This is a genomic window from Aeromonas sp. A600620 (genome assembly GCF_029479985.1).
Classification (GTDB): domain Bacteria; phylum Pseudomonadota; class Gammaproteobacteria; order Enterobacterales; family Aeromonadaceae; genus Aeromonas; species Aeromonas veronii_A.
On the sequence record NZ_JAAKXB010000008.1, the window covers coordinates 23105 to 48435 of the forward strand.

27 protein-coding genes are annotated in these 25331 nt (G+C 58.7%); 17 read left to right on the top strand and 10 right to left on the bottom strand.

Annotated features, from left to right (window positions below; all coding sequences use genetic code 11):
* Positions 1 to 55 precede the first annotated feature (55 nt).
* Complete coding sequence (locus G5533_RS11590) at positions 56 to 841, top strand: MetQ/NlpA family ABC transporter substrate-binding protein (RefSeq protein WP_421249512.1); 786 nt, start codon at positions 56 to 58, stop codon at positions 839 to 841.
* 85 nt (positions 842 to 926) lie between these two features.
* Here the strand turns inward: G5533_RS11590 and G5533_RS11595 are convergent, their stop codons facing one another.
* Positions 927 to 2777 (bottom strand): DUF3413 domain-containing protein, encoded by a 1851-nt coding sequence (locus G5533_RS11595; RefSeq protein WP_441254829.1) that lies wholly within the window; start codon positions 2775 to 2777, stop codon positions 927 to 929.
* 47 nt (positions 2778 to 2824) lie between these two features.
* Positions 2825 to 3052, bottom strand: coding sequence for a YejL family protein (locus G5533_RS11600; protein WP_005333874.1), 228 nt, complete (start codon positions 3050 to 3052; stop codon positions 2825 to 2827).
* A gap of 73 nt (positions 3053 to 3125) precedes the next feature.
* On the opposite strand from G5533_RS11600, the gene yejK reads away from it, so the two are divergent.
* From yejK to G5533_RS11625, 5 genes are all read left to right on the top strand, one after another.
* Positions 3126 to 4175: a nucleoid-associated protein YejK gene (gene yejK / locus G5533_RS11605; RefSeq protein ID WP_421252392.1), complete on the top strand. Its 1050-nt coding sequence runs from the start codon at positions 3126 to 3128 to the stop codon at positions 4173 to 4175.
* Between the two features lie 395 nt (positions 4176 to 4570).
* On the top strand, positions 4571 to 5752 hold the full coding sequence (gene malE / locus G5533_RS11610) for a maltose/maltodextrin ABC transporter substrate-binding protein MalE (RefSeq protein ID WP_005333871.1): 1182 nt from the start codon (positions 4571 to 4573) through the stop codon (positions 5750 to 5752).
* A 75-nt stretch (positions 5753 to 5827) separates the two neighbouring features.
* Positions 5828 to 7480: a maltose ABC transporter permease MalF gene (gene malF / locus G5533_RS11615; protein WP_005333870.1), complete on the top strand. Its 1653-nt coding sequence runs from the start codon at positions 5828 to 5830 to the stop codon at positions 7478 to 7480.
* A gap of 12 nt (positions 7481 to 7492) precedes the next feature.
* Positions 7493 to 8383 (top strand): maltose ABC transporter permease MalG, encoded by an 891-nt coding sequence (malG, locus tag G5533_RS11620; RefSeq protein ID WP_005333868.1) that lies wholly within the window; start codon positions 7493 to 7495, stop codon positions 8381 to 8383.
* Between the two features lie 68 nt (positions 8384 to 8451).
* Positions 8452 to 9588, top strand: coding sequence for an ABC transporter ATP-binding protein (locus G5533_RS11625; RefSeq protein ID WP_005333867.1), 1137 nt, complete (start codon positions 8452 to 8454; stop codon positions 9586 to 9588).
* Between the two features lie 112 nt (positions 9589 to 9700).
* Here G5533_RS11625 and ppk2 read toward each other — a convergent pair whose 3' ends face one another.
* Positions 9701 to 10516 (bottom strand): polyphosphate kinase 2, encoded by an 816-nt coding sequence (gene ppk2 / locus G5533_RS11630; protein WP_421255189.1) that lies wholly within the window; start codon positions 10514 to 10516, stop codon positions 9701 to 9703.
* Between the two features lie 128 nt (positions 10517 to 10644).
* On the opposite strand from ppk2, the gene G5533_RS11635 reads away from it, so the two are divergent.
* Complete coding sequence (locus G5533_RS11635) at positions 10645 to 11445, top strand: alpha/beta fold hydrolase (protein WP_421255190.1); 801 nt, start codon at positions 10645 to 10647, stop codon at positions 11443 to 11445.
* 111 nt (positions 11446 to 11556) lie between these two features.
* Here the strand turns inward: G5533_RS11635 and G5533_RS11640 are convergent, their stop codons facing one another.
* Genes G5533_RS11640 through G5533_RS11650 form a run of 3 tightly spaced genes read right to left on the bottom strand, consistent with a single transcriptional unit; the run spans position 11557 to position 13728 of the window.
* Positions 11557 to 12363 (bottom strand): MipA/OmpV family protein, encoded by an 807-nt coding sequence (locus G5533_RS11640; protein ID WP_441254830.1) that lies wholly within the window; start codon positions 12361 to 12363, stop codon positions 11557 to 11559.
* Positions 12364 to 12398: 35 nt separating this feature from the next.
* Positions 12399 to 13469 (bottom strand): AI-2E family transporter, encoded by a 1071-nt coding sequence (locus G5533_RS11645; protein WP_421255192.1) that lies wholly within the window; start codon positions 13467 to 13469, stop codon positions 12399 to 12401.
* A gap of 25 nt (positions 13470 to 13494) precedes the next feature.
* Positions 13495 to 13728, bottom strand: a complete 234-nt coding sequence (locus tag G5533_RS11650; protein ID WP_236354567.1) for a sulfurtransferase TusA family protein — start codon at positions 13726 to 13728, stop codon at positions 13495 to 13497.
* Positions 13729 to 13849: 121 nt separating this feature from the next.
* On the opposite strand from G5533_RS11650, the gene G5533_RS11655 reads away from it, so the two are divergent.
* Entirely contained in the window at positions 13850 to 15304 is a 1455-nt protein-coding gene (locus G5533_RS11655) for a beta-barrel assembly-enhancing protease (protein ID WP_441254831.1), read from the top strand.
* A gap of 90 nt (positions 15305 to 15394) precedes the next feature.
* Here G5533_RS11655 and G5533_RS11660 read toward each other — a convergent pair whose 3' ends face one another.
* Positions 15395 to 15877, bottom strand: coding sequence for a TlpA family protein disulfide reductase (locus tag G5533_RS11660; protein WP_421255194.1), 483 nt, complete (start codon positions 15875 to 15877; stop codon positions 15395 to 15397).
* Between the two features lie 60 nt (positions 15878 to 15937).
* Here G5533_RS11660 and arsC point away from each other — a divergent pair, with 60 nt between their 5' ends.
* Positions 15938 to 16288 carry an arsenate reductase (glutaredoxin) gene (arsC, locus tag G5533_RS11665; protein WP_108612511.1) on the top strand — a complete coding sequence of 117 codons (351 nt, stop codon included), beginning with the start codon at positions 15938 to 15940 and terminating at the stop codon, positions 16286 to 16288.
* The gene (locus tag G5533_RS11670; protein WP_107684428.1) at positions 16285 to 16668 is read left to right on the top strand and encodes a DUF2069 domain-containing protein; all 384 of its coding nucleotides are present in this window, start codon (positions 16285 to 16287) and stop codon (positions 16666 to 16668) included. Before arsC ends, G5533_RS11670 begins: the two co-directional genes overlap by 4 nt.
* A gap of 56 nt (positions 16669 to 16724) precedes the next feature.
* On the opposite strand, the gene G5533_RS11675 is transcribed toward G5533_RS11670, so the two are convergent.
* Entirely contained in the window at positions 16725 to 17333 is a 609-nt protein-coding gene (locus G5533_RS11675) for an acyl carrier protein phosphodiesterase (RefSeq protein ID WP_421255195.1), read from the bottom strand.
* Between the two features lie 83 nt (positions 17334 to 17416).
* The gene (locus tag G5533_RS11680; protein ID WP_421255196.1) at positions 17417 to 17722 is read right to left on the bottom strand and encodes a hypothetical protein; all 306 of its coding nucleotides are present in this window, start codon (positions 17720 to 17722) and stop codon (positions 17417 to 17419) included.
* Between G5533_RS11680 and G5533_RS11685 the strand changes: the two genes are divergently transcribed.
* Positions 17721 to 18503 carry an ABC transporter substrate-binding protein gene (locus G5533_RS11685; RefSeq protein WP_005344726.1) on the top strand — a complete coding sequence of 261 codons (783 nt, stop codon included), beginning with the start codon at positions 17721 to 17723 and terminating at the stop codon, positions 18501 to 18503. The two genes, G5533_RS11680 and G5533_RS11685, sit on opposite strands and share 2 nt — an antisense overlap.
* 66 nt (positions 18504 to 18569) lie before the next feature.
* Positions 18570 to 19700, top strand: a complete 1131-nt coding sequence (gene iadA / locus G5533_RS11690) for a beta-aspartyl-peptidase (protein WP_421206611.1) — start codon at positions 18570 to 18572, stop codon at positions 19698 to 19700.
* 103 nt (positions 19701 to 19803) lie between these two features.
* Here iadA and G5533_RS11695 read toward each other — a convergent pair whose 3' ends face one another.
* Positions 19804 to 20706, bottom strand: a complete 903-nt coding sequence (locus G5533_RS11695) for a lysine exporter LysO family protein (RefSeq protein WP_227343036.1) — start codon at positions 20704 to 20706, stop codon at positions 19804 to 19806.
* Positions 20707 to 21239: 533 nt separating this feature from the next.
* On the opposite strand from G5533_RS11695, the gene G5533_RS11700 reads away from it, so the two are divergent.
* The 5 genes from G5533_RS11700 to G5533_RS11720 all read left to right on the top strand — a co-directional run bounded on the left by G5533_RS11700 (position 21240) and on the right by G5533_RS11720 (position 25316).
* On the top strand, positions 21240 to 22010 hold the full coding sequence (locus G5533_RS11700) for an ABC transporter ATP-binding protein (RefSeq protein WP_005337310.1): 771 nt from the start codon (positions 21240 to 21242) through the stop codon (positions 22008 to 22010).
* Between the two features lie 49 nt (positions 22011 to 22059).
* On the top strand, positions 22060 to 22833 hold the full coding sequence (locus tag G5533_RS11705) for an ABC transporter substrate-binding protein (RefSeq protein ID WP_005337307.1): 774 nt from the start codon (positions 22060 to 22062) through the stop codon (positions 22831 to 22833).
* 211 nt (positions 22834 to 23044) lie between these two features.
* A complete protein-coding gene (locus G5533_RS11710) occupies positions 23045 to 23785 on the top strand; it encodes an ABC transporter permease (protein ID WP_005352911.1) in 741 nt (246 codons plus the stop codon).
* Between the two features lie 3 nt (positions 23786 to 23788).
* Positions 23789 to 24481: an ABC transporter permease gene (locus tag G5533_RS11715; RefSeq protein WP_005337302.1), complete on the top strand. Its 693-nt coding sequence runs from the start codon at positions 23789 to 23791 to the stop codon at positions 24479 to 24481.
* A gap of 175 nt (positions 24482 to 24656) precedes the next feature.
* The gene (locus tag G5533_RS11720) at positions 24657 to 25316 is read left to right on the top strand and encodes a TIGR01621 family pseudouridine synthase (protein ID WP_106842986.1); all 660 of its coding nucleotides are present in this window, start codon (positions 24657 to 24659) and stop codon (positions 25314 to 25316) included.
* Positions 25317 to 25331: the final 15 nt, after the last annotated feature.

The following is a 25331-nucleotide window of genomic DNA, read 5'->3' on the forward strand; positions in this document are numbered from 1 at the left end:
TCCTTTGACTGCTTCCTTGCGCGCCACTGCTGGCGCCAGCACCTTTATTGCCGCGATGGCGGTCGGGAGCCTCTCTTTTTCCGCGGTTGCCGCCGATGCGCCCTTGCCGACCAAACAGGAGATCGTGATTGGTACTACGGTGGGGGATTTCGCCGACATGGTAACCGACTCCATCAAGCCGCAGCTGGAGGCCAAGGGGTACAAGGTCAAGCTGGTGGAGTTCACCGACTATGTGACCCCCAATATTGCTCTGGCTGACGGATCACTGGATGTGAACTGCTTCCAGCACAAACCCTATCTGGAGAGTTTTGCCAAAGATCGCGACTTGTCGCTGGCGCCCATTACCCAGGTGCCAACCGGCCCTATGGGGCTCTATTCCGGCAAGCTGGCGGCACTCGACAAGGTGAAAAAGGGGAGCACGGTGGCCATCCCCAACGATCCCACCAATCAGGCCAGGGCGCTGTTGATGCTGCAGGATCTTGGTTGGCTCACTCTCAAGGAGGGGATAAACCCGCTCAAGGCGAGCGAGTTTGATGTGGTGAACAATCCGCACAATCTCAAGCTGGTGTTGCTGGAGGCGGCGCAACTGCCACGCTCGCGCGAGGATGTGGATTTCTCGGTGATCAACGGTAATTTTGCCGCCTCCAGCGGTATCCCGTTTAGTGAAGGACTGTTTCTGGAGCGCAGCTACGATTTCATCAACTGGGTGGTGGTGAAAAGCGCAGATGCGGATCAGCCGTTTGCCAAAGATGTGGCGGCGGCCTACAACTCGGCGGCTTTCAAAGCCTATGCAGCCAAGCGTTTCGTCGGCTACAAGTACCCGCAAGGGTGGGGCGGCTAACTGTCGTGAACGTGGCCCGGCTATACAACGAAAAACGCCCCGAATTCGGGGCGTTTTTTATGGTATCAAGCCATTAACGGGCGCTTCACTGGTTGCGATAGAAGCGGTTCAGCTCGTTCATCACCTGGATCATGGCGCCCATATCCGGGGTGCCGTGCTTGATCGGGCGATAGCTGTTGCGCTCCAGCAGTTCGAAGTCACCCTGCTTGTTGAAGTGGGTGATGGTGTCCCCTTCATAGATGGCGAAGTCGTTCTGATCCCCGGCCAGCAGCCAGTTGCGCGGGCTGGTATCAAACAGCGAGCGGCCAACGCTGTAATCGCGCGTCGGATTGCGCACGCCCAGCATCCCCTGCATCAGGGTCGGCGCCAGATCGAAATGGCTGCTCGGTTGTTCCCGAACGTCACTGCCGCGCCCCGGCCAGGCCAGTACCAGCGGTACCTGCACCTGATAGGGTGAGTAGTTGCTGCCTGCGCCCCAGCTGTTGCTGCGGGTGTCGTTGAACTCCTGACCGTGGTTGGAGGTGATGACGACGATGGTGTTGCTGTCCATCCCCTGCGACTGCAATTTGGTCAGCATCTGCTCAAGCAACTGGTCGGTATAGAAGACCGAGTTCTTGTAGCGGTTCTCCAGTTTTTGCAGGTTCTCCGCCCGATAGGCGGTCGCCGGATTGAAGTTGGCGAGCTCCGGTTGGAACGGCCCCTTCATGGTGGCGGGCAATTGGTAGTCGCCGGGGCTCGAGAGATAGACCAGCGAGAACCAGGGACGCTCGGGAGAGCGCTTCTCCAGCCACTGTTGCCAGTCGGTCAGCAGCTTGCCGTCGTCACTCTGTTCGGAGACAAACACCTGTTTGCGTAGACCGGCGAGGATGCTCTTGCGATACTTCTGGGCATCTTCCATCGCGCCGAACAGCCCGAACTGGTAATCCTGGCGCAGCATCTCGTCGAACAGCACCGGCGGACGCTTGTCGCTGCTGATGTCCTTGTAGTAGTGACCGGGCAACCCGTAGAAGAGGCTGAACATGCCCATCAGGTCGTCGTTGCCGCCACTCAGGTGATTGCGGAACGTCAGATGCTGATCCGCATAGCGCTGCAGATTGGGCATGTTGATGTTGTTGAGCATGTCAAAGCGCAGCGAATCGACCACCACAATCAGCAGATTGTTGTGAGTCAGGGGGGCGTTGACGTTGAGCGGGCGCAGCGGATAGTGCATCCGGCTGTCGCTGTTATCCCCCTGGGAAGCAGCCTGCTTCTCGTACTGATCCAGATCCAGCCAGCCATGTTTGGCCAGGAAGGAGCGGGCCGTCATAGGGTAGGAGAGGGGGAAGTTGGCTCTCTGCATGGTGATCGGCTGATAGAGGGTCGCATCGGCCCAGCTGTTGACCACGTGGGTCAGAATAAAGCAGATCAGCAGGGCCAGTCCCACCTGATTGCCGTACTGGCGGCGCTTGCGCTTGTTGATCTTGCGCCAGACATAGGCCGACAGCAGCAGTTGCAGCAGGAAGATGGTGGGCACGGCAACGAAGATGATGCTCCAGATTGAGCCCTCTTCGGTTTGCGCCTGATCCAGCAGCAACTGCCATACCTGACTGTTGAGGTGGAACTTGAACAGCCGGAATACCTGGGTGTCGATTAGCAGCAGCACCAGCGCCAGGGTGGCGATGATGGCCGAGATGAACCGCAGCGGTTTCTCTTTGGGCAGCACGAAGCTGAGCGGGAAGATCGTCAACAGGTAGGTGACAAAACTCAGAAACGAGAAGTGGCCAATCCAGCTTACAACGAGATAGATCACGCCAAGCGTGGTCGATGGCCAGCTGATGGCACCCAGATAACGGGTGGCGATGAGCATGGCCAGAATAATGTTGAAGAAGGAGAACCAATGCCCCCAGGTGATCAGGCGAGAGACATTATCACGATAGGGGTTACCGGTTTCGACCATAGTGATCCATCTGCGTTGAGAAACGTCAAATCAACAGAGTCGGGGACTCAGTGTGCGTCGTGGCGATTATCGACCGATGCGGTCAGGGCCTGGACAAACTTTTCAGTGATGGCCTGGCGCTGGGCCGGTGCCATACCGTTGATGATATTGGTGGTCAGATTGCCAAGCACCATAAGGCTGAGATCCACCGGCGCTTTATGCTTTTCCAGCGCGGTGATCAGGTCGTTCATCAGGGCGTCAAATTGCTCGTTATTGTACTTTGATACGATAGGCATAATCTTCAGTTCATCTCGGTTCAAAGCGCCTTATAATACTTCACCCTTTCGGCTAACACTATGGCTTTGTGACATGAGTCTCGATATTGACAAGATCATTCTTCACTCCTTGCGCCAGGGCGGCGATGGTCAACCCCACGCCGATACCCGCAGCCAGACCCTGCCCCCTGATGAGGCGGTACAGGGACTGATGGCGGAACTGCATCGGATCTACAACGGCAAGGGCGGCAAGGGCTTTGGCTTCTTTGCCGACCCCGAGGCCGCCGTCGCCGAGCTGGCCGACGGTGAAGAGGCTCCCAAGCAGCCTTCACCCGCGTTTCGTATCGCCCTCGAACAGCTGCTCGACGAGCAGACCGAATTCGTTCCCTTCTCGGTCACCGTGACCCAGATGCTGGTCAAGCAGCTGGTGGAGCACGCCCTCGATGAGCAAGGGGTGCTGCTGTTTGCCAAGTACAACTATGTGGGGGTTGATTACCTGATGATCGCTCTGTTGGAAGGCAAGGAGAGCGTCACCGTCAGCGAAGCGCTGGAATTGCGCCACATCCAGTATCTGGATATCGGCAAACTCAATCTGGTGGCTCGCATCGATTTGACCGAATGGAAAACCCAACCGGATTCGCGCCGCTATATCACCTTCAGCAAGGGGCGTATCGGTCGCAAACTGGGCGACTTCTTTATGGATCTGCTGGGGGCCCGCGAGGGGATGGATGCCAAGGTGCAAAATAAAGGCTTGCTGCAGGCGGTAGAAGATTATTGCGACAGTCGCCAGCTCGAACCGACCGAGCGCAATGACTATAAAAAGCAGGTCTTCAAATATTGCACCGAACAGGCGAGTGCCGGTGAAGAGATCGAAATCAAGGAGCTGTCTGCAGAATTGCCCGGCGACGGTGACCTCGATTTTTACAGCTTTATCGGTCAGGAGTATGAGCTGGAAGAGCGTTTCCCGGCGGATCGCTCTACCCTGCGTGGTTTGACCAAGTTTGTTGGCTCCGGCGGCGGTCTGACTCTGAGTTTTGAGCAGAAGCTGTTGAACAGCCGGATCTTTTACGATCCCCAGACCGACACCCTGACCATCAAGGGTGTGCCGCCCAATCTCAAGGATCAGCTGCTGCGCCAGTCATAATGTGATCCGGCCTTCATTTTTGGCAAAAAGACACCGCAGTTCGCTGCGGTGTCTTTTTATTTAATGGGGCAGGGGGTAGCGAAAGCAACTCGGTGCTTTGTTAACAAATTAAACAGAATTATCCATGTGAAAGGGTTTTCAATGAGGTGAAAACCCTTTCATTCATGTCTTTTTATTTCTATTTGGTAATTAAATTTCTTGTGTTGGCGAGAAATATGCCAATAAATGGCGCTAACCCCCTGAAATAAGAAAATGTTTTCAAAACTTTCTGGAAGGAAATACGTAATTGCATTTCAAAAATGCGAGTTGCGTCATGTGAGCCGTTTGCCGCTTGGGATAATATTCATCTCGCACACAATGCTCTTACAGCGCGGAACTAATACAAGGAAAGGCTCATGAAAAAGAAATTGCTGTCATCCCTGATCGGTCTGGCCACTCTTGGCGTCGCTTGCTCTGCTACTGCTGCCATCGATGAAGGCCAGCTGACCATCTGGATCAACGGTGACAAGGGATACAACGGTCTGGCTGAAGTGGGTAAGAAGTTTGAAGCAGAAACCGGCATCAAGGTTACTGTGGCTCACCCGGATCAGGTTGAAGTGAAATTCCAGCAAGCCGCCGCCACTGGCAACGGCCCGGACATCTTCTTCTGGGCTCACGACCGTTACGGTGAGTGGGTCAAAGCCGGTTTGCTGGTTCCGGTAACGCCGAACGCTGCCACCAAAGGCAAATTTGAACAGCTGGCATGGGATGCCATGACTGTTGATGGCAAAACCTATGGCTACCCGGTTGCCATGGAAGCAGTCAGCCTGATCTATAACAAGGACCTGCTGCCCGAGCCGCCGAAAACCTTCGAAGAGATCGCCAAGATTGACGAGACTCTGAAGAAAAACGGCAAGCGCGCCATCATGTGGGCTTATGACACCCCGTACTTTAGCTATCCGCTGGTGGCTGCCAACGGTGGTTACGCCTTCAAGAAAACCGCTACCGGTTATGACGTCAAAGATACCGGCGTGAACAACGCAGGTGCCAAGATGGGCGTGGGCTACATCTCCGAGATGATCAAGTCCGGTCACCTGGAAAAAGGCATCGACTACGGTGTGATGGACGCCAAGTTCAACAAGGGCGAAGTGGCCATGATGATCAATGGTCCCTGGGCCTGGAGCAACCTGGACAAGAGCGGCATCAAGTACGGCGTAGCGCCGCTGCCGACCCTGAACGGCAAGCCGGCCAAAGCCTTCGTTGGCGTACTGGGTGCCACCATCAACGCTGCCAGCCCGAACAAGGATCTGGCTATCGAGTTCCTGGAAAACTACCTGCTGACCGATGCCGGTCTGGCGCCGGTTAACGCCGACAAGCCGCTGGGTGCTGTTGCGCTGAAATCCTTCCAGAAGACCCTGGAATCCGATCCGCACATCAAGGCCACCATGCTGAACGCCCAGGCTGGCGAGCCGATGCCATCCGTTCCCGAGATGAGCCGTTTCTGGTCTTCCTTCGAAACTGCCCTCAAGAACGTGACCTCCGGTCGTCAGGGTGTTGACGAAGCACTGGATACCGCTGCCAAGCGTATCGTTCAGTAAGCACGCACTACCCGGGAGGCCGTCATGGCCTCCCACTCTCTCAAATCTCTCTTGGCGTTATAAAGGTTAATTGGCATGGAAGTAGTACCTTCTGTTGAGTCCTATGCCGGTCCGAAGGATAAGCACACCTGGCTTAAGTGGACCATAGCGGCCCTGGTTGCCATCCTCAACGGCTACGCAGCCGTGATGATGTACGCCAGTGGCGAGTGGGTATTCGCGCTGCTGGATCTGGTGGTGGTTTCCGTCGGTCTGTATGTCTTCATGAACAAGAAGACCTATGCCCATCGCTACATCTTTCCGGGTGTTGCGGGCATGGTTGTGTTTATCATCTTCCCTCTTGCCTACACCATTGGCATTGCCTTCACCAACTATTCGGGGTCCAACTTGCTCTCCGTGGAGCAGGCGCGGGACTACCACCTGAAGAAAACCTACAAGGTGGCGGGCGGTGAATTCGATTTTACCCTGCTGGGTGGCGACAATGGCCAGTTCCAGCTGCTGCTGACACAGGATGATCAATCCTTTATCAGCCAACCTGTTTCCCTGATGACCAACAAGGCCCGTGAGCTGGCGTCCCGCGAGGGCCGTGTGCAGAACACCCAGCAAGTGGTCGAGCTGCAGCCCTTCACTGGCGAAGCGGCCAGCAAGGCCGCACCGATCCGCGCCATTGTTGAGCATCGTACTCACCTGAGTGACCTTGACCTGGTGCTGCCGGATGGCGGTACCCACCTGACCCTGAGCAGTCTGCGCAAGTTTGCCGCCCAGAAGCAGCACTACACCCGTCTGATGGATGGTGCCGTGCTCAAGTCCGGCGTGGTGATCAAAGACAGCAACCTGCTGCGTGATACCCAGAATGGCGAGCTGATGCTGCCCAATGGCGAGACCGGCTTCTATCAGTACATCGACGAACAGGGTCAGTTTGTCGGCAAGGGTATTGCTCCGGGCTTTGTGGTGAGCGTCGGTTGGAAGAACTTCGCGCGCATCGTCACCGATCCGGGCATCCAGTCACCCTTCCTGCAGATCTTCATCTGGACCGTGATCTTCTCAACCTGCTCCGTCGCTTTCACCTTGGCTATCGGCATGGTGCTGGCCTGTCTGGTGCAGTGGGAAGAGCTCAAGGGGCGCGGTTTCTATCGGGTCATGTTGATCCTGCCCTACGCGATTCCGGCGTTTATCTCCATCCTGGTGTTCAAGGGGTTGTTCAACCAGAACTTCGGTGAGATCAACATGTTCCTGGAAGCGGCGTTTGGCATCAAGCCGGACTGGTATACCAACCCCTTCCTGGCCAAGGTGATGATCCTGATTGTCAACACCTGGCTCGGCTACCCCTACATGATGATCCTCTGCATGGGCCTGCTCAAAGCCATTCCGGAAGATCTCTATGAAGCGTCCGCCATGGACGGTGCCGGCCCGGTACAGAACTTCTTCAAGATCACCGTGCCGCTGCTGATGAAGCCGCTGACACCGCTGTTGATTGCCTCGTTCGCCTTCAACTTCAACAACTTCGTGCTTATCCAGTTGTTGACCAACGGTGCGCCCGACATCATCGGCGCCAGCACCCCGGCCGGTACCACCGACTTGCTGGTGAGTTATACCTACCGGATTGCGTTCCAGGGATCGGGTGGTCAGGACTACGGTCTGGCCAGTGCCATCGCCACAGCTATCTTCCTCATCGTGGGTGCGCTGGCGCTGCTCAACCTGAAATTGTCCAAAGCCGACAAGCAGCTGTAAGGAGGCTTCAACATGGCAATCGTACAACCCAAATCAGTCAAATACCGGGTGTGGGCAACCCACCTGGTCATGTGGGGCTTCCTGGCGCTGATCATCTTCCCGTTGATCATGGTTATCGCCATCTCGTTCCGTAACGGTAACTTCGCGGTAGGGGAGATCATCCCCTCCAATCCGACGCTGGATCACTGGAAGCTGGCGCTGGGCATGTCCATCACCAACGCCGACGGCAGCATCACGCCGCCGCCGTTCCCGGTGCTGACCTGGTTGTGGAACTCCATCAAGATCGCCGGCATCACTGCCCTGATGATCGTGACGCTCTCCACCACCTGTGCTTACGCCTTTGCCCGCCTGCGTTTTCGTGGCAAGTCCACCATCCTGCAGGGCATGCTGATTTTCCAGATGTTCCCGGCGGTGCTGGCACTGGTAGCCATCTACGCGCTCTTTAACAAGATTGGTGACTACATCCCCTGGCTCGGTCTCAACACCCACGGTGGCCTGATCCTGGCGTACATGGGTGGTATCGCCCTGCACGTCTGGACCATCAAGGGCTACTTCGAGACCATCGACTCCTCTCTGGAGGAGGCGGCGGCCATCGACGGGGCGACCCCGTGGCAGGCATTCCGTCTGATCCTGTTGCCTCTGTCGGTGCCCATCCTGGCGGTAGTGTTTATTCTGGCCTTTATCGGTTCCATTACCGAGGTGCCCATGGCCTCCATCCTGCTGCAGGATGTGAACAATCTGACCCTGGCGGTCGGGGCTCAGCAGTACCTCTATCCGCAGAACTATCTGTGGGGTGATTTCGCGGCGGCCGCAGTGCTCTCCGGTTTCCCCATCACTGTGGTGTTCCTGCTGGCACAGCGCTGGTTGGTTGGCGGTCTGACTGCTGGTGGTGTGAAAGGTTAAGTTTATGGCCGGGGGAGCTGACTCCCCCCGCTATCACGATTTGCAAAGATTCAAGAGCGGAGCTCGTCATGGCTGAAGTAGTACTCAACAACGTTCGCAAAAATTACGATCCGGCTGTTCACAAGGACACCCTGCGCAACATCAACCTCTCCATCAAGGAAGGGGAGTTCATTGTCTTCGTCGGCCCGTCCGGCTGTGGCAAATCCACCCTGCTGCGGATGATCGCGGGTCTGGAAGACATCACCAGCGGTGAGCTGACCATCGGCGGTCGCTACATGAACGATGTGCCGCCGGTAGAGCGCAACGTCGGCATGGTGTTCCAGTCCTACGCCCTCTATCCCCACATGAACATCTACGAGAACATGGCCTTTGGTCTGAAGCTCAAGAAGATGGACAAAGAGAATATCCACAAGCGGGTGATGCGCGCCGCCGAGATCCTGGGTCTTGAGCCGCTGCTGGACAGAAAGCCCAAGGCGCTCTCCGGTGGTCAGCGTCAGCGTGTCGCCATCGGTCGCTCCATCGTGCAGCAGCCGCAGGTGTTCCTGTTTGACGAGCCGCTCTCCAACCTGGATGCCGCGCTGCGGGTCAAGATGCGGATCGAGATCGCCAAGCTGCACAAGGAGCTTAACTCCACCATCATCTACGTGACCCACGATCAGGTGGAAGCGATGACTCTGGCCGACAAGATTGTTGTGCTGAGCCCGCTCAAGGCCGAAGCTGCCACCAACCTGGAACAGTTCGGTTCACCGCTGGATCTCTACCACAACCCGGACAACAAGTTCGTGGCGGGCTTTATCGGCTCTCCCAAGATGAACTTCCTGGCGGGCGAGTTGCTGGAGATTGGCGAGCAGGAGTGCCTGGTCAAGTTGACCTCTGGCGATACCGTGCGTGCCCGGGTCGATGCCCGCAGTGGCGCTGTGGGTGACAAGGTGGAGCTGGGCATTCGCCCCGAGCACCTGATGCCGCTGGATCACCCCCATGCACACAGCAAGGTGAGCGGGATCGTGCAGGTGGCCGAGCACCTGGGTGCCGAGTCCTTCGTTTATATGGATGTGGATGGTCACGACTTTACCGTCAAGGCCACCTCGGATGTGGATGTGGCGACCGGTCAAACCTACAGCGTGGGTATCCCGGCCGAAGCCTGCTACCTGTTCGATGCCAAGGAGCAGGCGTTCCCCCGTACTGCCAAATATATCCGTACCTGATTTTTTGTTGTGCCGGTTTTCCTTTCTTAATAATCAATGCCTTTTTGCCGGTCGTCAGACCGGCTTTTTATTGCCTGCGATTTGAACATGCAGATAGGCAAGGTAACCCGGTTCAAGCCTCGAGTTCGGCGGTAATATCGGGCACAAAGGTCTGGCTGGCCAGCGGCGGGCGCTCATACCCTTCGGTCTTGATGGGGGGGAGCTTGATAGGCTCGTAGTGGATCGCCTCGTAGGGCACCTTGCTCAGCAGATGTGCAATGCAGTTGAGGCGAGCACGGCGTTTGTCGTCCGCCTCCACCACGAACCAGGGGCAATCCTCGGTGTCGGTGTAGGTGAACATGTCATCCTTGGCGCGGGAGTACTCCACCCAGCGCGAGCGGGACTGCAAATCCATCAGGCTGAACTTCCAGCGCTTGATGGGGGTGTTGATCCGCTCCTTGAAGCGCTTCTCCTGCTCCTCGTCGCTGACCGAGAACCAGTATTTGATCAAGGTGATGCCGGAGCGGATCAGCATCCGCTCAAACTCGGGGCAGGCGCGCAGAAACTCGCGATACTCGGCGTCGCTGCAAAATCCCATCACTCGCTCGACTCCGGCCCGGTTGTACCAGGATCGGTCAAACAGCACCATCTCGCCAGCGGCGGGCAGGTGGGCCACATAACGCTGAAAGTACCACTGGGAGCGCTCTCGATCGGAGGGGGCGGGCAGCGCCGTGACCCGGCAGACCCGGGGGTTGAGCGGTTCGGTGATCGCCTTGATGACGCCCCCTTTACCGGCGGCGTCCCGTCCTTCGAACAGTACCACTACCTTTAACCCCTCCTGCTTGACCCACTCCTGCAGCTTGACCAGCTCCTCCTGCAGATGGGCAAGGTGGTGCTCGTAGCACTTCTTGTCCAGACGTGGCCGCTTCTTGCTCTTCTCCTTCGCCATGGGCTTCTCCTTTTGGCATCCTTTCATGGGTGACTTCTTTGAGTCACTGCCAGCTTGCACCAGGGAGGCGTCACCTGCCAAGGGGGACGTGATACACTGCCCGCCCATCGCTGGCAACAGGAGATAACATGAAGCATTTTATGGAGATAGCGGGCCGCCGGATGGCCTATCTGGATGAAGGGCAAGGGCCGGTACTGCTGTTTGGCCACAGCTATCTGTGGGACAGCGCCATGTGGGCGCCGCAAATCGAGGCGCTCAAGGGCAGCTATCGCTGCATCGTTCCCGAGCTGTGGGGCCACGGTGATTCTGATCTGCTCCCCGAAGGTGCCTGCACGCTGGCAACCCTGGCGCGGGATCACCTGGCGCTGCTCGATGCCCTCGGCATTGAGGAGTTCGTGTTGGTGGGCCTCTCCATCGGTGGCATGTGGGGTGTGGAGCTGGCGCGCATGGTGCCAAACCGCCTCAAGGGTCTGGTGCTGATGGATAGTTTTGTCGGCCTCGAGCCGCAGATCACTTGCGAGCGCTACCTTGGCATGCTGGCGATGATCGAGCAGCTCGGCACCGTGCCGGCGCCCATCATCGAACAGGTGGCGCCGATCTTCTTTGCCAACCAGCCCGATGCCGACTTGCTGGCCGATTTCAAGGCGCGTCTGGCCGCTTGGCCAAATGAGAAGATCGCCGCCATGGTGGCGGTGGGCCGCAGCTTTGTGACCCGCGAAGATCGCATCGAATGGCTGGAGGAGATCACCACTCCCGCCTTGGTTATGACCGGCTGCGAGGACAAGGCGCGTCCGGTGCTGGAGGGCTATCTGATGGCCGAGATGCTGGGTTGCCCGTTCAGGGAGATCCCGATGGCTGGCCACATCTCGTCGCTGGAAAATCCGGCCTTCGTCAATCAGCAACTGACCGAGTTTCTGGCGGCGCTGTAAGCCTGAATTGGCAGCTTGAGCAGGCTGTACTACCAGCCTGATGGTCGTGAAAAAGGGAGCCGAGGGCTCCCTTTTGTTTGGTCGTGTCTCACGGTTCAAGACTCATAACCGTTACCAGATATAGCCCAGCGCAAAACCCGCATAGAGCTCGCCATCGTGCTGGACGATGGGGCTGTTTTTGATGTCCCGATCATACCATTCGTAGTTCATGGCAAACATGCCAATCCAGTTGGGGCTGAAGCGGTAGCTGGTGATGAGGGCCGCCATCGGGGATAGGGTGGTACCGGTATCCCAAGCGGGCCGCTGGGCAGTCGCCTCGCTCTCGGAGATGCCGCCGAAGTAGTAGTTGGCCATCTTGTCGCTGCGCAGCATCAGCCCCATCCCCGGCATGATCAGCAGGTTGTCGCGCAGGATGGGGAAGTCGGCCCACAGCAGCAGCTCCTGCCCCTTGCTGCGGCCGGTGACATCGCTGTTGGCCCGCACGGTCAGCAGGGCATAGGGGGTGATGATGTTGCCACCGATCCCGCCTTCCAGCTGCCATTTTCGCTGCTCCATGCCGCTGAAGGCGGGCGAATCCTCGGGATCCAGATTGCCAAAACGGACCCGGCCATAGCCGTAGAGGGCCACGTTCTCATCCTTGTGGAAGTAGTAGCGAGCCCGATCCCCCAGAAACATAAAGTCGTCGCCGAAGTAGATAAAGCCCGGGATGGCGTAGAGGCTGTTATCTTGTGCTTCATAACGGGCCTGCCCCCCGATGAGCGCCGCACCGGCGACAAAGCCTTGTGGCACCGGACTGGTTGGGCTGTCGCTGGTGAGCAGATCCATGGCGCCAAGATCGATATCGGCACGCGCTGGGAGGGCTGCAGCGAGGAGCAGGGCCGTCAGCCCTGCCGCTCTGATTTGACGAAAAAAGGTCATGGACACTCCGTTGTCACGATTGCAGGGGAAGCAGGTTATTTTACGGCACTGGACATCTCTTCACGTTTTGGCCAGGCATTGATCACCGCCTTGACCAAGGTGGCGAGGGGAATGGCGAAGAAGACTCCCCAGAATCCCCACAAGCCGCCGAAGACCAGCACGGCGATGATGATGGCCACCGGATGGAGGTTGACCGCTTCCGAGAAAAGCACCGGCACCAGCAGGTTGCCATCGAGAGCCTGAATGACCAGATAGGCCACCATCAGCCAGGCGAACTCGGGGGTGAGCCCCCACTGGAACAGGGCCACCATGGCGACCGGTACCGTCACCACGGCAGCGCCGATATAAGGGATCAGCACCGAGAAGCCGACCGCGACCGCCAGCAGCACAGAGTAGCGCAGTCCCATCAGGGCGAAGGGAACATAGGTGGTGATGCCTACGATGAGGATCTCGATCACCTTGCCGCGGATGTAGTTGATGATCTGGTTGTTCATCTCCACCCACACCCGGTTGACCAGGGTGCGGTTGCGCGGCAGGAAGCGGCGCAGGCTGCCCATCAGTACCCGCTTGTCTTTGAGCATAAAGAAGACCATCAGCGGTACCAGAATGAGGTAGATCATGATGGCGACCACGTTGACCAGCGAACTGAGGGAGGCGCTCACCAGATGCTCGCCGCCACTGAGGATGCGCTGGCGAATATTGTCGATGACGGTCTCCACCAGACTGACGTCGATGAGCTCGGGGTATTTGTCAGGCAGGGTGCGCACATAATCCTGAGCGTGGGTCAGCATGGCCGGCGCCTCTTTGGCCAGATTGATCCCCTGACTGACCAGCGTCGGGATAAGACCCAGCAAGGAGGCGACTGCTACCGCAATAAAGAGGATCAGAATGACGCTGGTGGCCAGGGTGCGCGACAGCCCCGCTTTTTGCAGCCGGGCGACCGGCCACTCCAGCAGATAGGCCATTACCAGCGCCACCAGCAGGGGGGCCAGCAGATCGCCAAACAGCCAGATGATGGTGAAGCAGAACACCAGCAACAGGAAAAGGGTAACGGCATCGGGATCGGAAAAACGGGTCTGATACCAGCGCTTCAATACTTCTAACATGACGGCATCCTTACATCACTGGGGCTCAAGATGGTTGTTTCGCCCCGACAACCAACTGCAAAGAGAGGGTATTGTCCGGTTGTTGCTGCATCTCGACATAGTGGCCCTGACGGTGCAGATAGGCCGGAATATCCTGCCGGGAGCCCGCATCGGCCAGCCGGATGGTGACGGTTTGACCGCTTTTGGCCCCCCTTAACCAGAGCTTGAGCCGGATCAGCGGCTCGGGGCAACGCCAGGGGGTCAGGTCGAGAATTTCCATGGGGGCTCCATCAGGCAGGTGGCCGCTATTATGGCCGTGATAAGAGCATGAAACAACGCTTGTAGCCCTTGATGGGCAAGGGTATTCTGCCGAGGCCCTTTCTGATGGAGATAGAGATAACGTGGCACGTTTTTCCCCCCTGATGGCATCGCTTCCCCTGCTGGCTTCCCTGATGGGCGCCACGTTTCATGCCGAGGCCAACAATCAGCTTCCCGACATCGGCACGGCCGGGGTTGCTGCCCTGCCCATCGAGCAGGAAGTGCGTTACGGCAACGCCTTTATGCGCTTTGCCCGTGCGGGTTTGCCGATCATCGATGATCCGGTGCTGAGCCAGTACATTGACGATCTGGGTCAGCGACTGCTGACCAACGCCGATGGGGTACGTTTCCCGTTTACCTTCTTCCTCATCAATGATCCCAGCATCAACGCGGCCGCCTTCCTCGGCGGGCGAGTCAAGGTACACACAGGCCTCTTCCTCTACGCCGACAGCGAGAGCGAGCTGGCCTCGGTACTGGCCCACGAAATAACCCACGTGACCCAGCGCCACATCGCCCGTTATATGGAGGCGCAGGCGAGCAGCTCGGCGGTGACCCTGGCCGGTCTGGTGGGCTCCATCGCGCTGGCGGTGATCAACCCGACTGCCGGTATCGCCGCGCTGCAGACCACGCTGGGTCTCTCCATGCAGTCGGCCATCAACTACACCCGCGACAACGAATATGAAGCGGATCGCATCGGCATGAAGACCCTCTATGATGCCGGTTTCGATCCCATGGGGATGGCCAACTTCTTCCAGAAACTGGCTGCCGAATACCGTTACGCCAGCAAGCCGCCGGAGATGCTGCTCACTCACCCGCTGCCGGAGACCCGGATCAGCGAGGCCCGCGCTCGGGCGGGCAGCTATGGCCGCCGCGACTTGCCGCCCAGCCTCGACTTCTGGCTGGCCAAGGTGCGGATTCAGGTGCGTTTTGGTACCGATACCCCGCAGGGGCTGCTGAGCTACTTCGATAGCCGGATCCAGAAGGGGGATTACCCGCTCAAGGATGCCGCCATCTATGGCAAGGCGCTGGCGCTGATCCAGCTCAAGCGCACCGACGAGGCGGATACCCTGATGCAGGAGCTGGCGGCCCGTCATCCGGAAGATCTCTTTATCGTCGATGCCCAGATCGATATCGATCTGGCCAAGGGGCGCAGTGCTCAGGCCATCGCGCGCCTCGAGAAGTTCCGCAGCCGGATGCCGGATAACGAAGTGGTGGTGGTCAACCTCGGCAACGCCTACCTCGAGAGCGGCAACTACAAGAAGTCCATCGCCATCCTCGACCCCTATGCCCGTGCGCATGAGGAGAACAATCTAGCCTGGAACCTGCTGGCCGATGCCTATCGCAAGGCGGGCAGAATGACCGAGCTGCATATGGCGCGGGCCGAAATGCTCGCACTGCGCGGGGATTATCAGGCGGCCATCGACGAGCTGATCGTGGCGCGCGGTACCACCAGCGACCGGATGACCCTGGCTCGTCTGGAGGCGCGCATCACCGAGCTGGAGCGGGCCAAGAAGGATCTCGACAGCCTCAAGGGCTAACGAAGCATATCAAACAAGGGCGCACTATGGTGCGCCCTTGTTGTTTATGGCGGTGGCGTTGATGTGGGGGACGGTGATAGCAGCGATGGGCTAGTGACTCATGCTGCTGGCGGTCGCCTTGAGCACCTCGATCTGCTGCTGGTCGAGCTCGCCGACCAGCGTCTGCTTGAGCTTGCCCTCGCTATCGAGCAGATAGCTGGTGGGCAGGCCGCTTGGGCGAGGGAAGGGGAGCCTGGCATCTTCATTGGCAATAAGGAGCGGCACCTTGATGTGATACTGCGCAGCCAGCTTGTCCAGCGCTGCTGGCGTGGTCGGGTCGTAGTTGATGGCCACCACTGTGATCTGGCCTTCTGCCGCCAGCGCGTTGAGGCGCGGCATCTCCCGCAGGCAGGGGGCGCACCAGGGGGCGAAGTAGTTGACCAGCAGCGGCTTGCCGGCAAAGTGGCGCAGGCTGACCGACTGCCCTGTTGCATCGGTAAATTCGGGGACGGGTGTGCAGGCGCCCAGCAGGCCCGCCACAATCAGCCAACAAATTCGTTTCAATTCCTTTCCACTGCCGCTTACCCTGACCATCACTTTCCCCTACAATAGCGCCGTTTCTAGTCCCATCTTGCGATTAATCAGGGAGTTACCATGAGCGAGACCCAAATCTACCACAATCCGCGCTGCTCCAAGAGTCGCGAAACCCTGGCTCTGCTGGAACAGCACGGGATCGCCCCTGATGTGGTGCTCTATCTGGAGCAGGCCCCGAGCGAAGATGAGATCCGCAACCTGCTCTCTCTGCTCGGTTTTAGCGATCCCCGCCAGCTGATGCGCACCAAGGAGGATCTCTACAAGGAGCTGGGCCTCAGCGAAGTGAACGGCGACGCCCTTATTCGTGCCATGCACCAGCATCCCAAGCTGATCGAGCGCCCCATTGTCATCAAGAATGGTCAGGCCCGCATTGGTCGCCCGCCGGAGCAGGTGCTGGAGATCCTCAAGTGAGCACCCGCTTCGCACGTTGGCTGACTCTGGTCGGCTTCTTCGGCCTGCTGGGCTGGGTCATCCTCTGGCATCTGTGGCTGTCACCCCACCCGGACCTCAACCCCTGGCTGCTGCCGGTGATCTGGACGGTGCCGCTGCTCTTTCCCCTCAAGGGGATAGTGCAGGGCAATCCCTACACCCACGCCTGGGGCAACTTCGTGTTGATGCCCTATTTCCTCCACGCCCTCACCCTGATCACCACGGATGAGGGGGAGCGGTGGCTGGCGGTGGTGGAATTGCTGTTCACCACTCTCGCTTTTGTCGGCACCATCTATTACGCCCGACTGCGTGGTCGCGAACTTGGCTTAAGCATTCGCAAAAAGAAAGACGAAGCCAACTGATGACAAATGCCCCGCAAGGGGCGTTTTTTATGGGGAAGCAGGCCTATCCAGAGGGATCACTGTGCCCCTTGCGCTGCCCGATATTGGGCCAGCTGCTGCTGGCTAAAGTCCATCAGCTGGGGATAGAAGCGCAGAAATCCCGCCTCGCATGTTTGCCACTGCGACTCATCGAGGGTCAGCAGCGCCTCTCCCAGTTGTACCGGGCGGCGCAGTCGGCGGCCGATGCCATTCAGCGCTTGCCCCAGCCCCTCCCTGTGGCGGTAGGAGGCGATCCAGTTCTGCTCGGCCATCCGTTTGAGGGGGAGTGGCAGTCCGTCCGGCAGGCGTAGGTGATCCGCCAATAGCTGCTCATAACTGCGTTGCAGGAAGCGGGGCAGGGGCTCGGTACTGAACAGCTCCCAGTGCTGGCTCAGCCAGTGGTCGTAGATCATATCCACCACTATGCCGCCAAAGCGGCGCCAGGGGGCCTCGAAACAGGCGACGGCCGCCTTGTGCTCGGGGTGGCTGTCGGTGAAAGCGTCAATTTTGCGGTGTAGCCAGATCCCCTCATCGAAGTGGGCGGCAAGCCCCGTGGGCAGCGTGCCTTTGACGAAATCGCCGAGCAGATTGCCGGTGAGGGAGCTTCGGGTGTGGGCAGCCAGATGGAGATGGGCCAGAAAATTCATCGGTCGCTGTGGGTCTGTTATGGGATGGCAAGATGCTTCGAGCCTAACGGATCCCGCCCGCCTTGACCATGATCGGGATTTTGCTACTGCTCTGCGGCTGCCTCTTGCCGGGCAAAATTCAGGCGTGCTAAGGTGATTGCCATCTTTGTCACAGGACGCGACAAACCACCATGATGCGCAAAGCCAGAGGCTTTTTTCTGGCCTTCTACTTCAAGCCTTTCTATCTCTCTGAGTGGTTCGACGAATAGATCGAACCTCTGGAGCAGTTCACTGACGTCCGCTCGGGCGTGATCTCGCTCATCCAGATTTTGCCGCTTTTGGTCATCGCATGCATTCGCCTGCGGTGCCTTGTCCGCGCCTGTGCGCTTTTTATGTAATGGAGTACTCATGATGAAGATCAGACTGACCCTCTCAGCCCTGTTTGTTGCCAGCCTGCTGGCCACCCCCGCCATGGCCAAGGAGTGGAAAACCGTGCGCTTCGGGGTGGAGGGGGCCTACCCGCCCTTCTCCTGGACCGATGCGTCGGGCGAGATCAAGGGGTTTGATATTGATCTCGCCAACGCCCTGTGTCAGCAGATGGCGGTCAAGTGCGAGCTGGTGGCGCAGGATTGGGACGGCATGATCCCGGCCCTGCTGTCGCGCAAATACGACGCCATCATCGCCGCCATGTCGATCACCGACGAGCGGCGCCAGAAGGTCGATTTCACCGAGAAATATGCCCATATTCCCAATCGCTTTGTGGCGGCCAAGGGGACCGAGCTGACGCTGACCCCGGAAGGCATGGCGGGCAAGCGCATCGGGGTGCAGCGGGCCACCACCCACGACAAGTACCTGACCGACAATTTTGGCTCGAGTGTTACCATAGTCCGTTACGGCAATGCCGATGAGGCCTATCTCGATCTGAAAGCGGGTCGGGTGCTGGCCCTGCTGGCCGATGCCTCTGCCATTGAGCAGGGGCTCCTTGGCAAAGAGGGGGGCGACAAGTTCGATTATGTAGGGCCCGCCCTGACCGATCGCCAGTGGTTTGGTGATGGCATGGGGATCGCCGTGCGCAAGAGCGATAAGGAGCTCAAGGGCAAGCTGGACGAGGCGATCAAGGCCCTGCGTGCCAATGGCACCTATCAGCAGATCAACCAGAAGTACTTCAAGTACGATATATATGGTGGTTGACGGGGGGAGGGAGCTTGCTCCCTCTCTTTTCATTGGGCAAGCGACTATCGTGCAAGGAGGATCGCCATGTTGACCCTGATCGAGGGGGCCGAGATCTTCAGCCCCACCCACCTTGGCCAGCAGGATCTGCTGGTGGCTGATGGCCGTATCGCCTGGATGGGCAAGGGGTTGACGGTGCCTGCAAACTGGCCGCTGCATCGGGTCGATGGTCGTGGCCGCTATCTGGTACCCGGGTTGGTGGATCCGCTGGCCCATATCACGGGCGGCGGCGGTGAGGGGGGCTTTGCCTTTCGCACCCCTGAACTGGCGGCGAGCGAGGCGCTCAAGGCCGGCGTCACCACCCTGGTGGCGGCGCTTGGCACCGACAGCCTGACCCGCACTCCCGCGCAGGTGCTCGGCAAGGTGCGCGAGTTTCGTGCCGCCGGGGTGAGCGCCTTTATGTATACCGGCTCCTACCATCTGCCGGTCAAGACCCTGACCGGCACGGTGGAGTCGGACATCATCCTGATCCCAGAGGTATTGGGGGTGGGGGAGGTGGCCATCAGTGACCACAGATCCAGTGCGCCGACCCACGACGAGCTGGCCAGGCTTGCCAGCGAGGCGCGGGTGGCCGGGCTGCTTGCGGGCAAGAGCGGGGTCAGCTTCTTCCATGTCGGGGATGGCAAGGGGGCATTGGCCCCCCTTCGGGCCCTGCGCGATGAGACCGATATTCCGCTGCGCCAGCTCTATCCCACCCACTGCAACCGCAATCCCTGGCTCTTTGCCGAGGCCATCGAGTGGGGCAAGGCAGGAGGTTGGGTCGACCTCACCACCTCGAGCTTTCCCGATCTGCTGGAGGATGGCGAGCGGCTTGCCGCCGATGCGCTCGTCGAGCTGCTGGCCGCCAATGTGCCTGCCGAGCGCATCACCTTCAGCTCGGATGCCAACGCCAGCCTGCCGCGCTTTGATGGCGAAGGGCGGCTAATCGAGATGCGCTGCGGCCAGATTGCCAGCCTGTGGCAGCAGTGCGTGCGCGCGACCCGGCTCGGTGTCTCGCTGGAGAAGGCATTGGCCGTGGTGACGAGCAATCCGGCGCAGGCGCTGGGGCTTGGCAGCAAGGGGCGTATCGGGGTTGGGCAGGATGCGGATCTGCTGCTGGTGCACGACCGGACGTTTGCTATCGAGCGAGTGATGAGTGGCGGCCAGTGGCGCGAATAAGGCTGCGGGCAATATCGCAGCCAGTGCGAGTGCGTGGTTGCTCCAAACAGCAAAAGCCCGACAACAAGGTCGGGCTTTTTTATCTGCAATGTGGGAATCAGGCTTAGAGCGCCAGAAACCCGAGGATCAGGATGGGGCCGAGCAGGCTCAGGATAAAGCCGGAGACAATGGCCACCGGCACCACCTGAATACCCCCTGATTTCTGGATGACCGGCAGGGTGAAGTCCAGCGCTGTGGCGCCGCCGTAACCAATGGCCGCCGAGGGGTGGCGACGCATCAGGACCGGGATGATCAGGATGGCGATAAGCTCACGCCCAAGATCGTTGATAAAGGCAGCAGAACCGAGCACCGGCCCCAGTTTGTCGGCCACCAGAATACCGGAGAGCGAATACCAGCCGAAGCTCGAGCTCATCGCCAGACCATGGGCAAAGGGCATCCCCAGCAACTGGGCCGCCAGCAGGCTGCCCAGCCAGCTGCTGAGGATGACGGTGGCGGCGATTTTCATTCCCCAGGGGTTGAGCAGGATCTGGCGCAGCCGCATGCCGGAGTTGCGCATCTGCACCCCGATGAGAAACAGCAGCAGCATCAGGGCCCACTCGCTCCACTTGTCGATGGGCAGGGCGCGCAGATCCACCAGTAGACCCAGCAGCACACCGCCGAGCACCACAAAGCAGAGCTGCAGGGATTCCCACAGCAGGTGCAACTTGCCCGGCATCTTGGCATCGCTCGCCTCGTGGGTCGGCGGCGTGCGCTTGTCGAGCCACCAGAGGGCCAGCAGGTTGCAGACCGTGATCGCGGTGAGCATCACCCCGGCGACCTTGAAGATCACCGCAAGATTGCTGCCCAGGTTCTCCACATAGGCAAGCCCGAGCCCCATCAGAAACAGAATGAGGTAGACCATCTTGCCCAGACTCTGGTTGACCAGCTTGATCAGTCGGGCAGAGGAGAGGGGAACCAGATAGCCGATTGCCAGTGGCAACAGGATCAGCAACACATTGAGCAGCATCGAGGCCTCGATCACAAAAACTGATAAAAACACCACCTTATCATTACTTATTGGCTCTGTGTCACATATCTCTCGCTTTCATGGCCGAAAACAGCCCTTTTGGGGGCAGATTGTTACTTTTTTGCCACAACCTCTCTGTTTGATAAGGTTCTGTGCGAGCCCGAGTGCACCAATGAAATCAAGTTGATCCGATCGGGTGGCCGATATTTCGCTCGGCAAGGGGGTGCATAAAGCCATTTTGGTGCCGGTTTGGCACACATCACGCTTTTCTCTTGCCACTGATATGATTGGGGTATAAAAAGGCGGTATCGGAATAGCCATTGAAACGGCTGTTTATGCAAACAAAGTGCTGAAAAATACGCAAAGAGCGAATAAAAATAGAGCGAATCCCCTGAAGACCCTCGTTCTGTATTGTTTTTTCACTATCCTGGTGATATTTTCGCTGAAGGTTGCCATCGGTTAACTTTTTGTTAAATGGACGATGGTTGAGTCACGCCCCCTGCGGCGTCTAGGGACAGACAAGGTTGTAATGGATGAGCGACGTTGCCGCACTGGAAGTACGTGATCTGCACAAATATTTTGGCACCCACGAAGTGCTCAAGGGCATCGACATGACCGCCCACAAGGGTGATGTGATCTCCCTTATCGGCTCCTCCGGTTCGGGGAAGTCGACCTTTCTTCGCTGTATCAATCTGCTCGAAACCCCCTCATCCGGCACCGTCTCGCTCCATGGCGAGCTGATCCGGATGAAAACCAGCCGCGCCGGCGAGCGGTTGCCGGAAGATATGCGTCAGGTTGAGCGGATCCGCAGCCGACTGGCCATGGTGTTTCAAAGTTTCAATCTCTGGTCACACATGACCATCATGCAGAACATCATCGAAGTGCCAATCCAGGTGCTCAAGGTGCCTCGCGCCGAAGCACTGGCCAAGGCAGAGCAACTGCTCAACCGGGTTGGACTCTGGGAGCGGCGTGACTATTATCCCGGCCACCTCTCCGGTGGTCAGCAGCAGCGGGCCGCCATCGCCCGTGCGCTGGCGGTAGAGCCCGAGGTGATGTTGTTTGACGAACCCACCTCGGCGCTGGATCCCGAGCTGGTGGGGGAGGTGCTCGGCCTGATGCGCGAGCTGGCTGAAGAGGGGCGCACCATGCTGGTGGTGACCCACGAGATGTCGTTTGCCCGGGATGTATCGAACAAGGTGATGTTTCTGCATCAGGGGCGGGTGGAAGAGGAGGGCAACCCCAAGGAGATTTTCGCCCATCCCAAATCCGAGCGGTTCAAGCAATTCATCTCCTCCATCTACTGATGGCGGGATGCCTGGTTACCCAATCAACTGTTTTATCAAGGAGAGATACATGAACAAGCTGATGCTGGCGACAGCCGTAGTTACTGCCCTCGCGTCCGGTAGCCTGATGGCCAAGGAGTGGAAAGAGGTCCGGATCGGGGTTGAGGGTGCCTATCCCCCCTTCTCCTGGACCGAGCCCAGTGGCGAGGTGAAAGGTTTTGATATCGACATCGCCAACGCCCTGTGCGAAGAGATGAAAGTGAAGTGCACCCTGGTCAAGCAGGACTGGGACGGCATCATTCCGGCGCTGCTGTCGCGCAAGTTTGACGCCATCATCGCTACCATGGACATCACCGAAGAGCGCAAGAAGAAAGTGGACTTCACCCAGAAGTACCAGCACATTCCGGCCCGCTTTGCCGCCAAGAAAGGCACTGATGTGCAGCTCGACAAAGCCTTTATGGAAGGCAAGTCCGTCGCGGTGCAGCGTGCAACCTCCATGGATACCTTTATTACCGACAACTTCCCCAACGCCACCATCAAGCGTTACGGCACCGCCGATGAAGCTTATCTCGATCTGAAATCCGGTCGTGTGGACTATGTGCTGGCCGACTCTGCCGCCATCACCGACGGTCTGCTGAAGAAAGAGGGCGGTGATGCCTTTGAATTCGTCGGCCCGAAACTGACCGATCCCAAGTGGTTTGGCGAGGGTGCCGGTATTGCGGTGCGCAAGGCTGACAAGGATCTGAAAGAGAAATTCAACGCCGCCATTCTGGCGCTGCGTGCCAACGGCAAGTACAAGGAAATCAACGACAAGTACTTCGAGTTCGACGTTTACGGAGAGTAAAACAAAGAGACGTTTACGGCGAGTAAGTCCAAAGACGTCTACGGCAAGTAACGACAGGTTGATCCCGTCAGTAGTCATCGGGCCCGTCACCTCCCTGAGGGAGTTTACGGGCCCGCATTGATTGCAATGGAACTGCACATATTTCATTCGGACTGCTATGGAGCCTTCTGGTTAGCAGGTGCGTGAAGATTCAGTGGCGATGGAGCTGCATATGTTTGATTTGAAAGGATACGAAGCCTCGCTGCTGGAGGGCGCCTGGGTCACCCTGGAAGTGGCGCTGGCCTCCTTGCTGCTGGCGTTGCTGCTGGGGATGCTGGGGGCGCTGGCCAAACTCTCTCCCTACAAGTGGGCCAGGGCCATCGCCACCGGCTACACCACCATCATTCGCGGCATCCCCGATCTGGTGCTGATGATGCTGCTCTTCTTTGGCGGCCAGGTGCTGATCAACGGTATCTGCACTTGGGTCAACGAGACTTACAACAGCTGGTTACTGGAGAGCAATCCCAATCAGGAGTGGGTCTCCCTGCTTCCGGACTATATCGACATCAGCCCCTTTGTGGCCGGTGTCGCGACCATCGGCTTTATCTTCGGCGCCTACATGACCGAGACCTTTCGCGGCGCGATTCTGGCAGTGGACAAAGGCGAACTGGAGGCCGCACGGGCCTTTGGCATGCGGGCAACCCAGGTGTTTGTGCGGATCCTCTTCCCCCAGATGATGCGCCACGCTTTGCCGGGGTTTGGCAACAACTGGCTGGTGCTGCTGAAAACCACCGCGCTGGTCTCCATCATCGGCCTTGATGACATGGTGCGCAAAGCCTCGCTGGCGGCGGGCTCGACCCAGCAACCCTTCACCTTCTACATGGCGGTGGCGTTGATCTTCCTGATCTTCACCGCAGTCTCCACCTCGGCGCTCAAGTGGGCCGAGCGTCATTACGCCATCAAGACGAGGTAAGCCATGGATTTCTCAATCATTCTCAAAGAGTGGCCCACCTACTGGGAGGGGCTCTATACCACCGTCTGGCTGGTGGCCCTCTCTCTGATCCTTGGGTTGATGCTGGCGGTGCCCATGGGCATCCTGCGCAATAGCCGCAACTGGCTGATCAAGGGGCCAATCTGGGCCTATATCTACTTCTTTCGCGGCACCCCGCTGCTGGTGCAGCTCTTTATCATCTACTACGGCGCCGCCCAGTGGGAGTGGCTGAAGAACAGTGCCGCCTGGTCGCTCTTCTCCGAAGCCTGGTTCTGTGCGCTGCTGGCCTTCACCCTCAATACCGCCGCCTATACCGCCGAGATCGTGCGCGGGGCGGTACACAATATGCCGCGCGGCCAGATTGAGGCTGCCAACGCCTTTGGCATGACCCGCTGGCAGACCCTGACCCGGATCATTTTGCCCAACTCGTTTCGTCGGGCACTGCCGGCTTACAGCAACGAGGTGATCTTCATGCTGCAGGGTTCGGCGGTGGCGGGCATCATCACCATCGTCGATCTGACCGGCGCGGCTCGGATCATCAACTCTCGCTACTACAGTCCGTTCGAGGCGTTTTTGACCGCAGGGCTGCTCTATATGCTGCTCACCTTTGTCATCGTCTGGCTGTTCAAGAAGTGGGAAGCGCGCTGGCACGCCCACCTGCGCCCGCGCAATGTGTAAGGGTTGAGCTGCCAAGATGAGCGAAAATGGCTCCGCCTGTTGCAGGCGGGGCCATTTTTTATCTTCATCGTCTGCCGCCCGGTTTGCCAAATGGCGGACGAGCAGGGAGAATGCAGCACTCCCGAGCGCCGCCAGCCGCTGGCTGTGAGCCTTATTCCCCAGTTCCCGAGGTTTTATGTACCGGATATTGTTTGAGCATCCCGCTTTCCTGGTTATCGACAAGCAGCCCGGCATCGGCATGCATGACGAGAAGGGCGACGGGGAGGCGGTCAATCCGGGGCTGGTCAATCGCGTGAAGGCCGATACCGGGCTCACCCTCTATCCGGTACACCGGCTCGACAAGATGACCTCCGGGCTGGTGCTGCTGGCTCGCACCACAGAGGCTAACCGTGAGCTGAGCATGGCTTTTGCGGCCCGCGAGGTGAGTAAACAGTATCTGGCGCTCTCCGATCGTAAACCGAAGAAGAAGCAGGGTTGGGTGAAGGGGGATATGCAAAAGGGGCGCGGCGGCAGCTGGATGCTGGCGCGCACGCTGGATAACCCCGCCATCAGCTGGTTTGATTCGGTGTCGGTGCGCGAGGGGCTGCGGCTCTATCGCATCAAGCCCCAGACCGGCAAGACCCACCAGATCCGGGTTGCCCTCAAAAGCATCGGTGCCCCCATTCTCGGGGATGAGCGCTATGGCGGTACGTCAGCCGATCGCGGCTATCTGCACGCTTGGCGGCTCAATTTCACCCTGGCGGGCGAGCCTTTCGACTTTGTCTGTCCGCCCGATGTGGGGAGTGAATTTGTCACTCCCGAGCTCACGGCAGCCATCGCAGCCCTTGCGCCCTGATGCTGATGCGCCCAG

Coding starts and splice junctions, on each gene's coding strand:
- G5533_RS11675 (WP_421255195.1), bottom strand. CDS start 17,333: ATGAATTTTCTGGCCCATCTCCATCTGGCTGCCCACACCCGAAGCTCC.
- G5533_RS11710 (WP_005352911.1), top strand. CDS start 23,045: ATGTTTGATTTGAAAGGATACGAAGCCTCGCTGCTGGAGGGCGCCTGG.
- G5533_RS11635 (WP_421255190.1), top strand. CDS start 10,645: ATGAAGCATTTTATGGAGATAGCGGGCCGCCGGATGGCCTATCTGGAT.
- ppk2 (WP_421255189.1), bottom strand. CDS start 10,516: ATGGCGAAGGAGAAGAGCAAGAAGCGGCCACGTCTGGACAAGAAGTGC.
- G5533_RS11705 (WP_005337307.1), top strand. CDS start 22,060: ATGAACAAGCTGATGCTGGCGACAGCCGTAGTTACTGCCCTCGCGTCC.
- G5533_RS11650 (WP_236354567.1), bottom strand. CDS start 13,728: ATGGAAATTCTCGACCTGACCCCCTGGCGTTGCCCCGAGCCGCTGATC.
- yejK (WP_421252392.1), top strand. CDS start 3,126: ATGAGTCTCGATATTGACAAGATCATTCTTCACTCCTTGCGCCAGGGC.
- G5533_RS11600 (WP_005333874.1), bottom strand. CDS start 3,052: ATGCCTATCGTATCAAAGTACAATAACGAGCAATTTGACGCCCTGATG.
- G5533_RS11685 (WP_005344726.1), top strand. CDS start 17,721: ATGATGAAGATCAGACTGACCCTCTCAGCCCTGTTTGTTGCCAGCCTG.
- iadA (WP_421206611.1), top strand. CDS start 18,570: ATGTTGACCCTGATCGAGGGGGCCGAGATCTTCAGCCCCACCCACCTT.
- G5533_RS11680 (WP_421255196.1), bottom strand. CDS start 17,722: ATGAGTACTCCATTACATAAAAAGCGCACAGGCGCGGACAAGGCACCG.
- malG (WP_005333868.1), top strand. CDS start 7,493: ATGGCAATCGTACAACCCAAATCAGTCAAATACCGGGTGTGGGCAACC.
- G5533_RS11640 (WP_441254830.1), bottom strand. CDS start 12,363: ATGACCTTTTTTCGTCAAATCAGAGCGGCAGGGCTGACGGCCCTGCTC.
- G5533_RS11625 (WP_005333867.1), top strand. CDS start 8,452: ATGGCTGAAGTAGTACTCAACAACGTTCGCAAAAATTACGATCCGGCT.
- malE (WP_005333871.1), top strand. CDS start 4,571: ATGAAAAAGAAATTGCTGTCATCCCTGATCGGTCTGGCCACTCTTGGC.
- arsC (WP_108612511.1), top strand. CDS start 15,938: ATGAGCGAGACCCAAATCTACCACAATCCGCGCTGCTCCAAGAGTCGC.
- G5533_RS11590 (WP_421249512.1), top strand. CDS start 56: ATGGCGGTCGGGAGCCTCTCTTTTTCCGCGGTTGCCGCCGATGCGCCC.
- G5533_RS11695 (WP_227343036.1), bottom strand. CDS start 20,706: ATGCTGCTCAATGTGTTGCTGATCCTGTTGCCACTGGCAATCGGCTAT.
- G5533_RS11660 (WP_421255194.1), bottom strand. CDS start 15,877: ATGGTCAGGGTAAGCGGCAGTGGAAAGGAATTGAAACGAATTTGTTGG.
- G5533_RS11715 (WP_005337302.1), top strand. CDS start 23,789: ATGGATTTCTCAATCATTCTCAAAGAGTGGCCCACCTACTGGGAGGGG.
- G5533_RS11645 (WP_421255192.1), bottom strand. CDS start 13,469: ATGTTAGAAGTATTGAAGCGCTGGTATCAGACCCGTTTTTCCGATCCC.
- malF (WP_005333870.1), top strand. CDS start 5,828: ATGGAAGTAGTACCTTCTGTTGAGTCCTATGCCGGTCCGAAGGATAAG.
- G5533_RS11700 (WP_005337310.1), top strand. CDS start 21,240: ATGAGCGACGTTGCCGCACTGGAAGTACGTGATCTGCACAAATATTTT.
- G5533_RS11595 (WP_441254829.1), bottom strand. CDS start 2,777: ATGGTCGAAACCGGTAACCCCTATCGTGATAATGTCTCTCGCCTGATC.
- G5533_RS11720 (WP_106842986.1), top strand. CDS start 24,657: ATGTACCGGATATTGTTTGAGCATCCCGCTTTCCTGGTTATCGACAAG.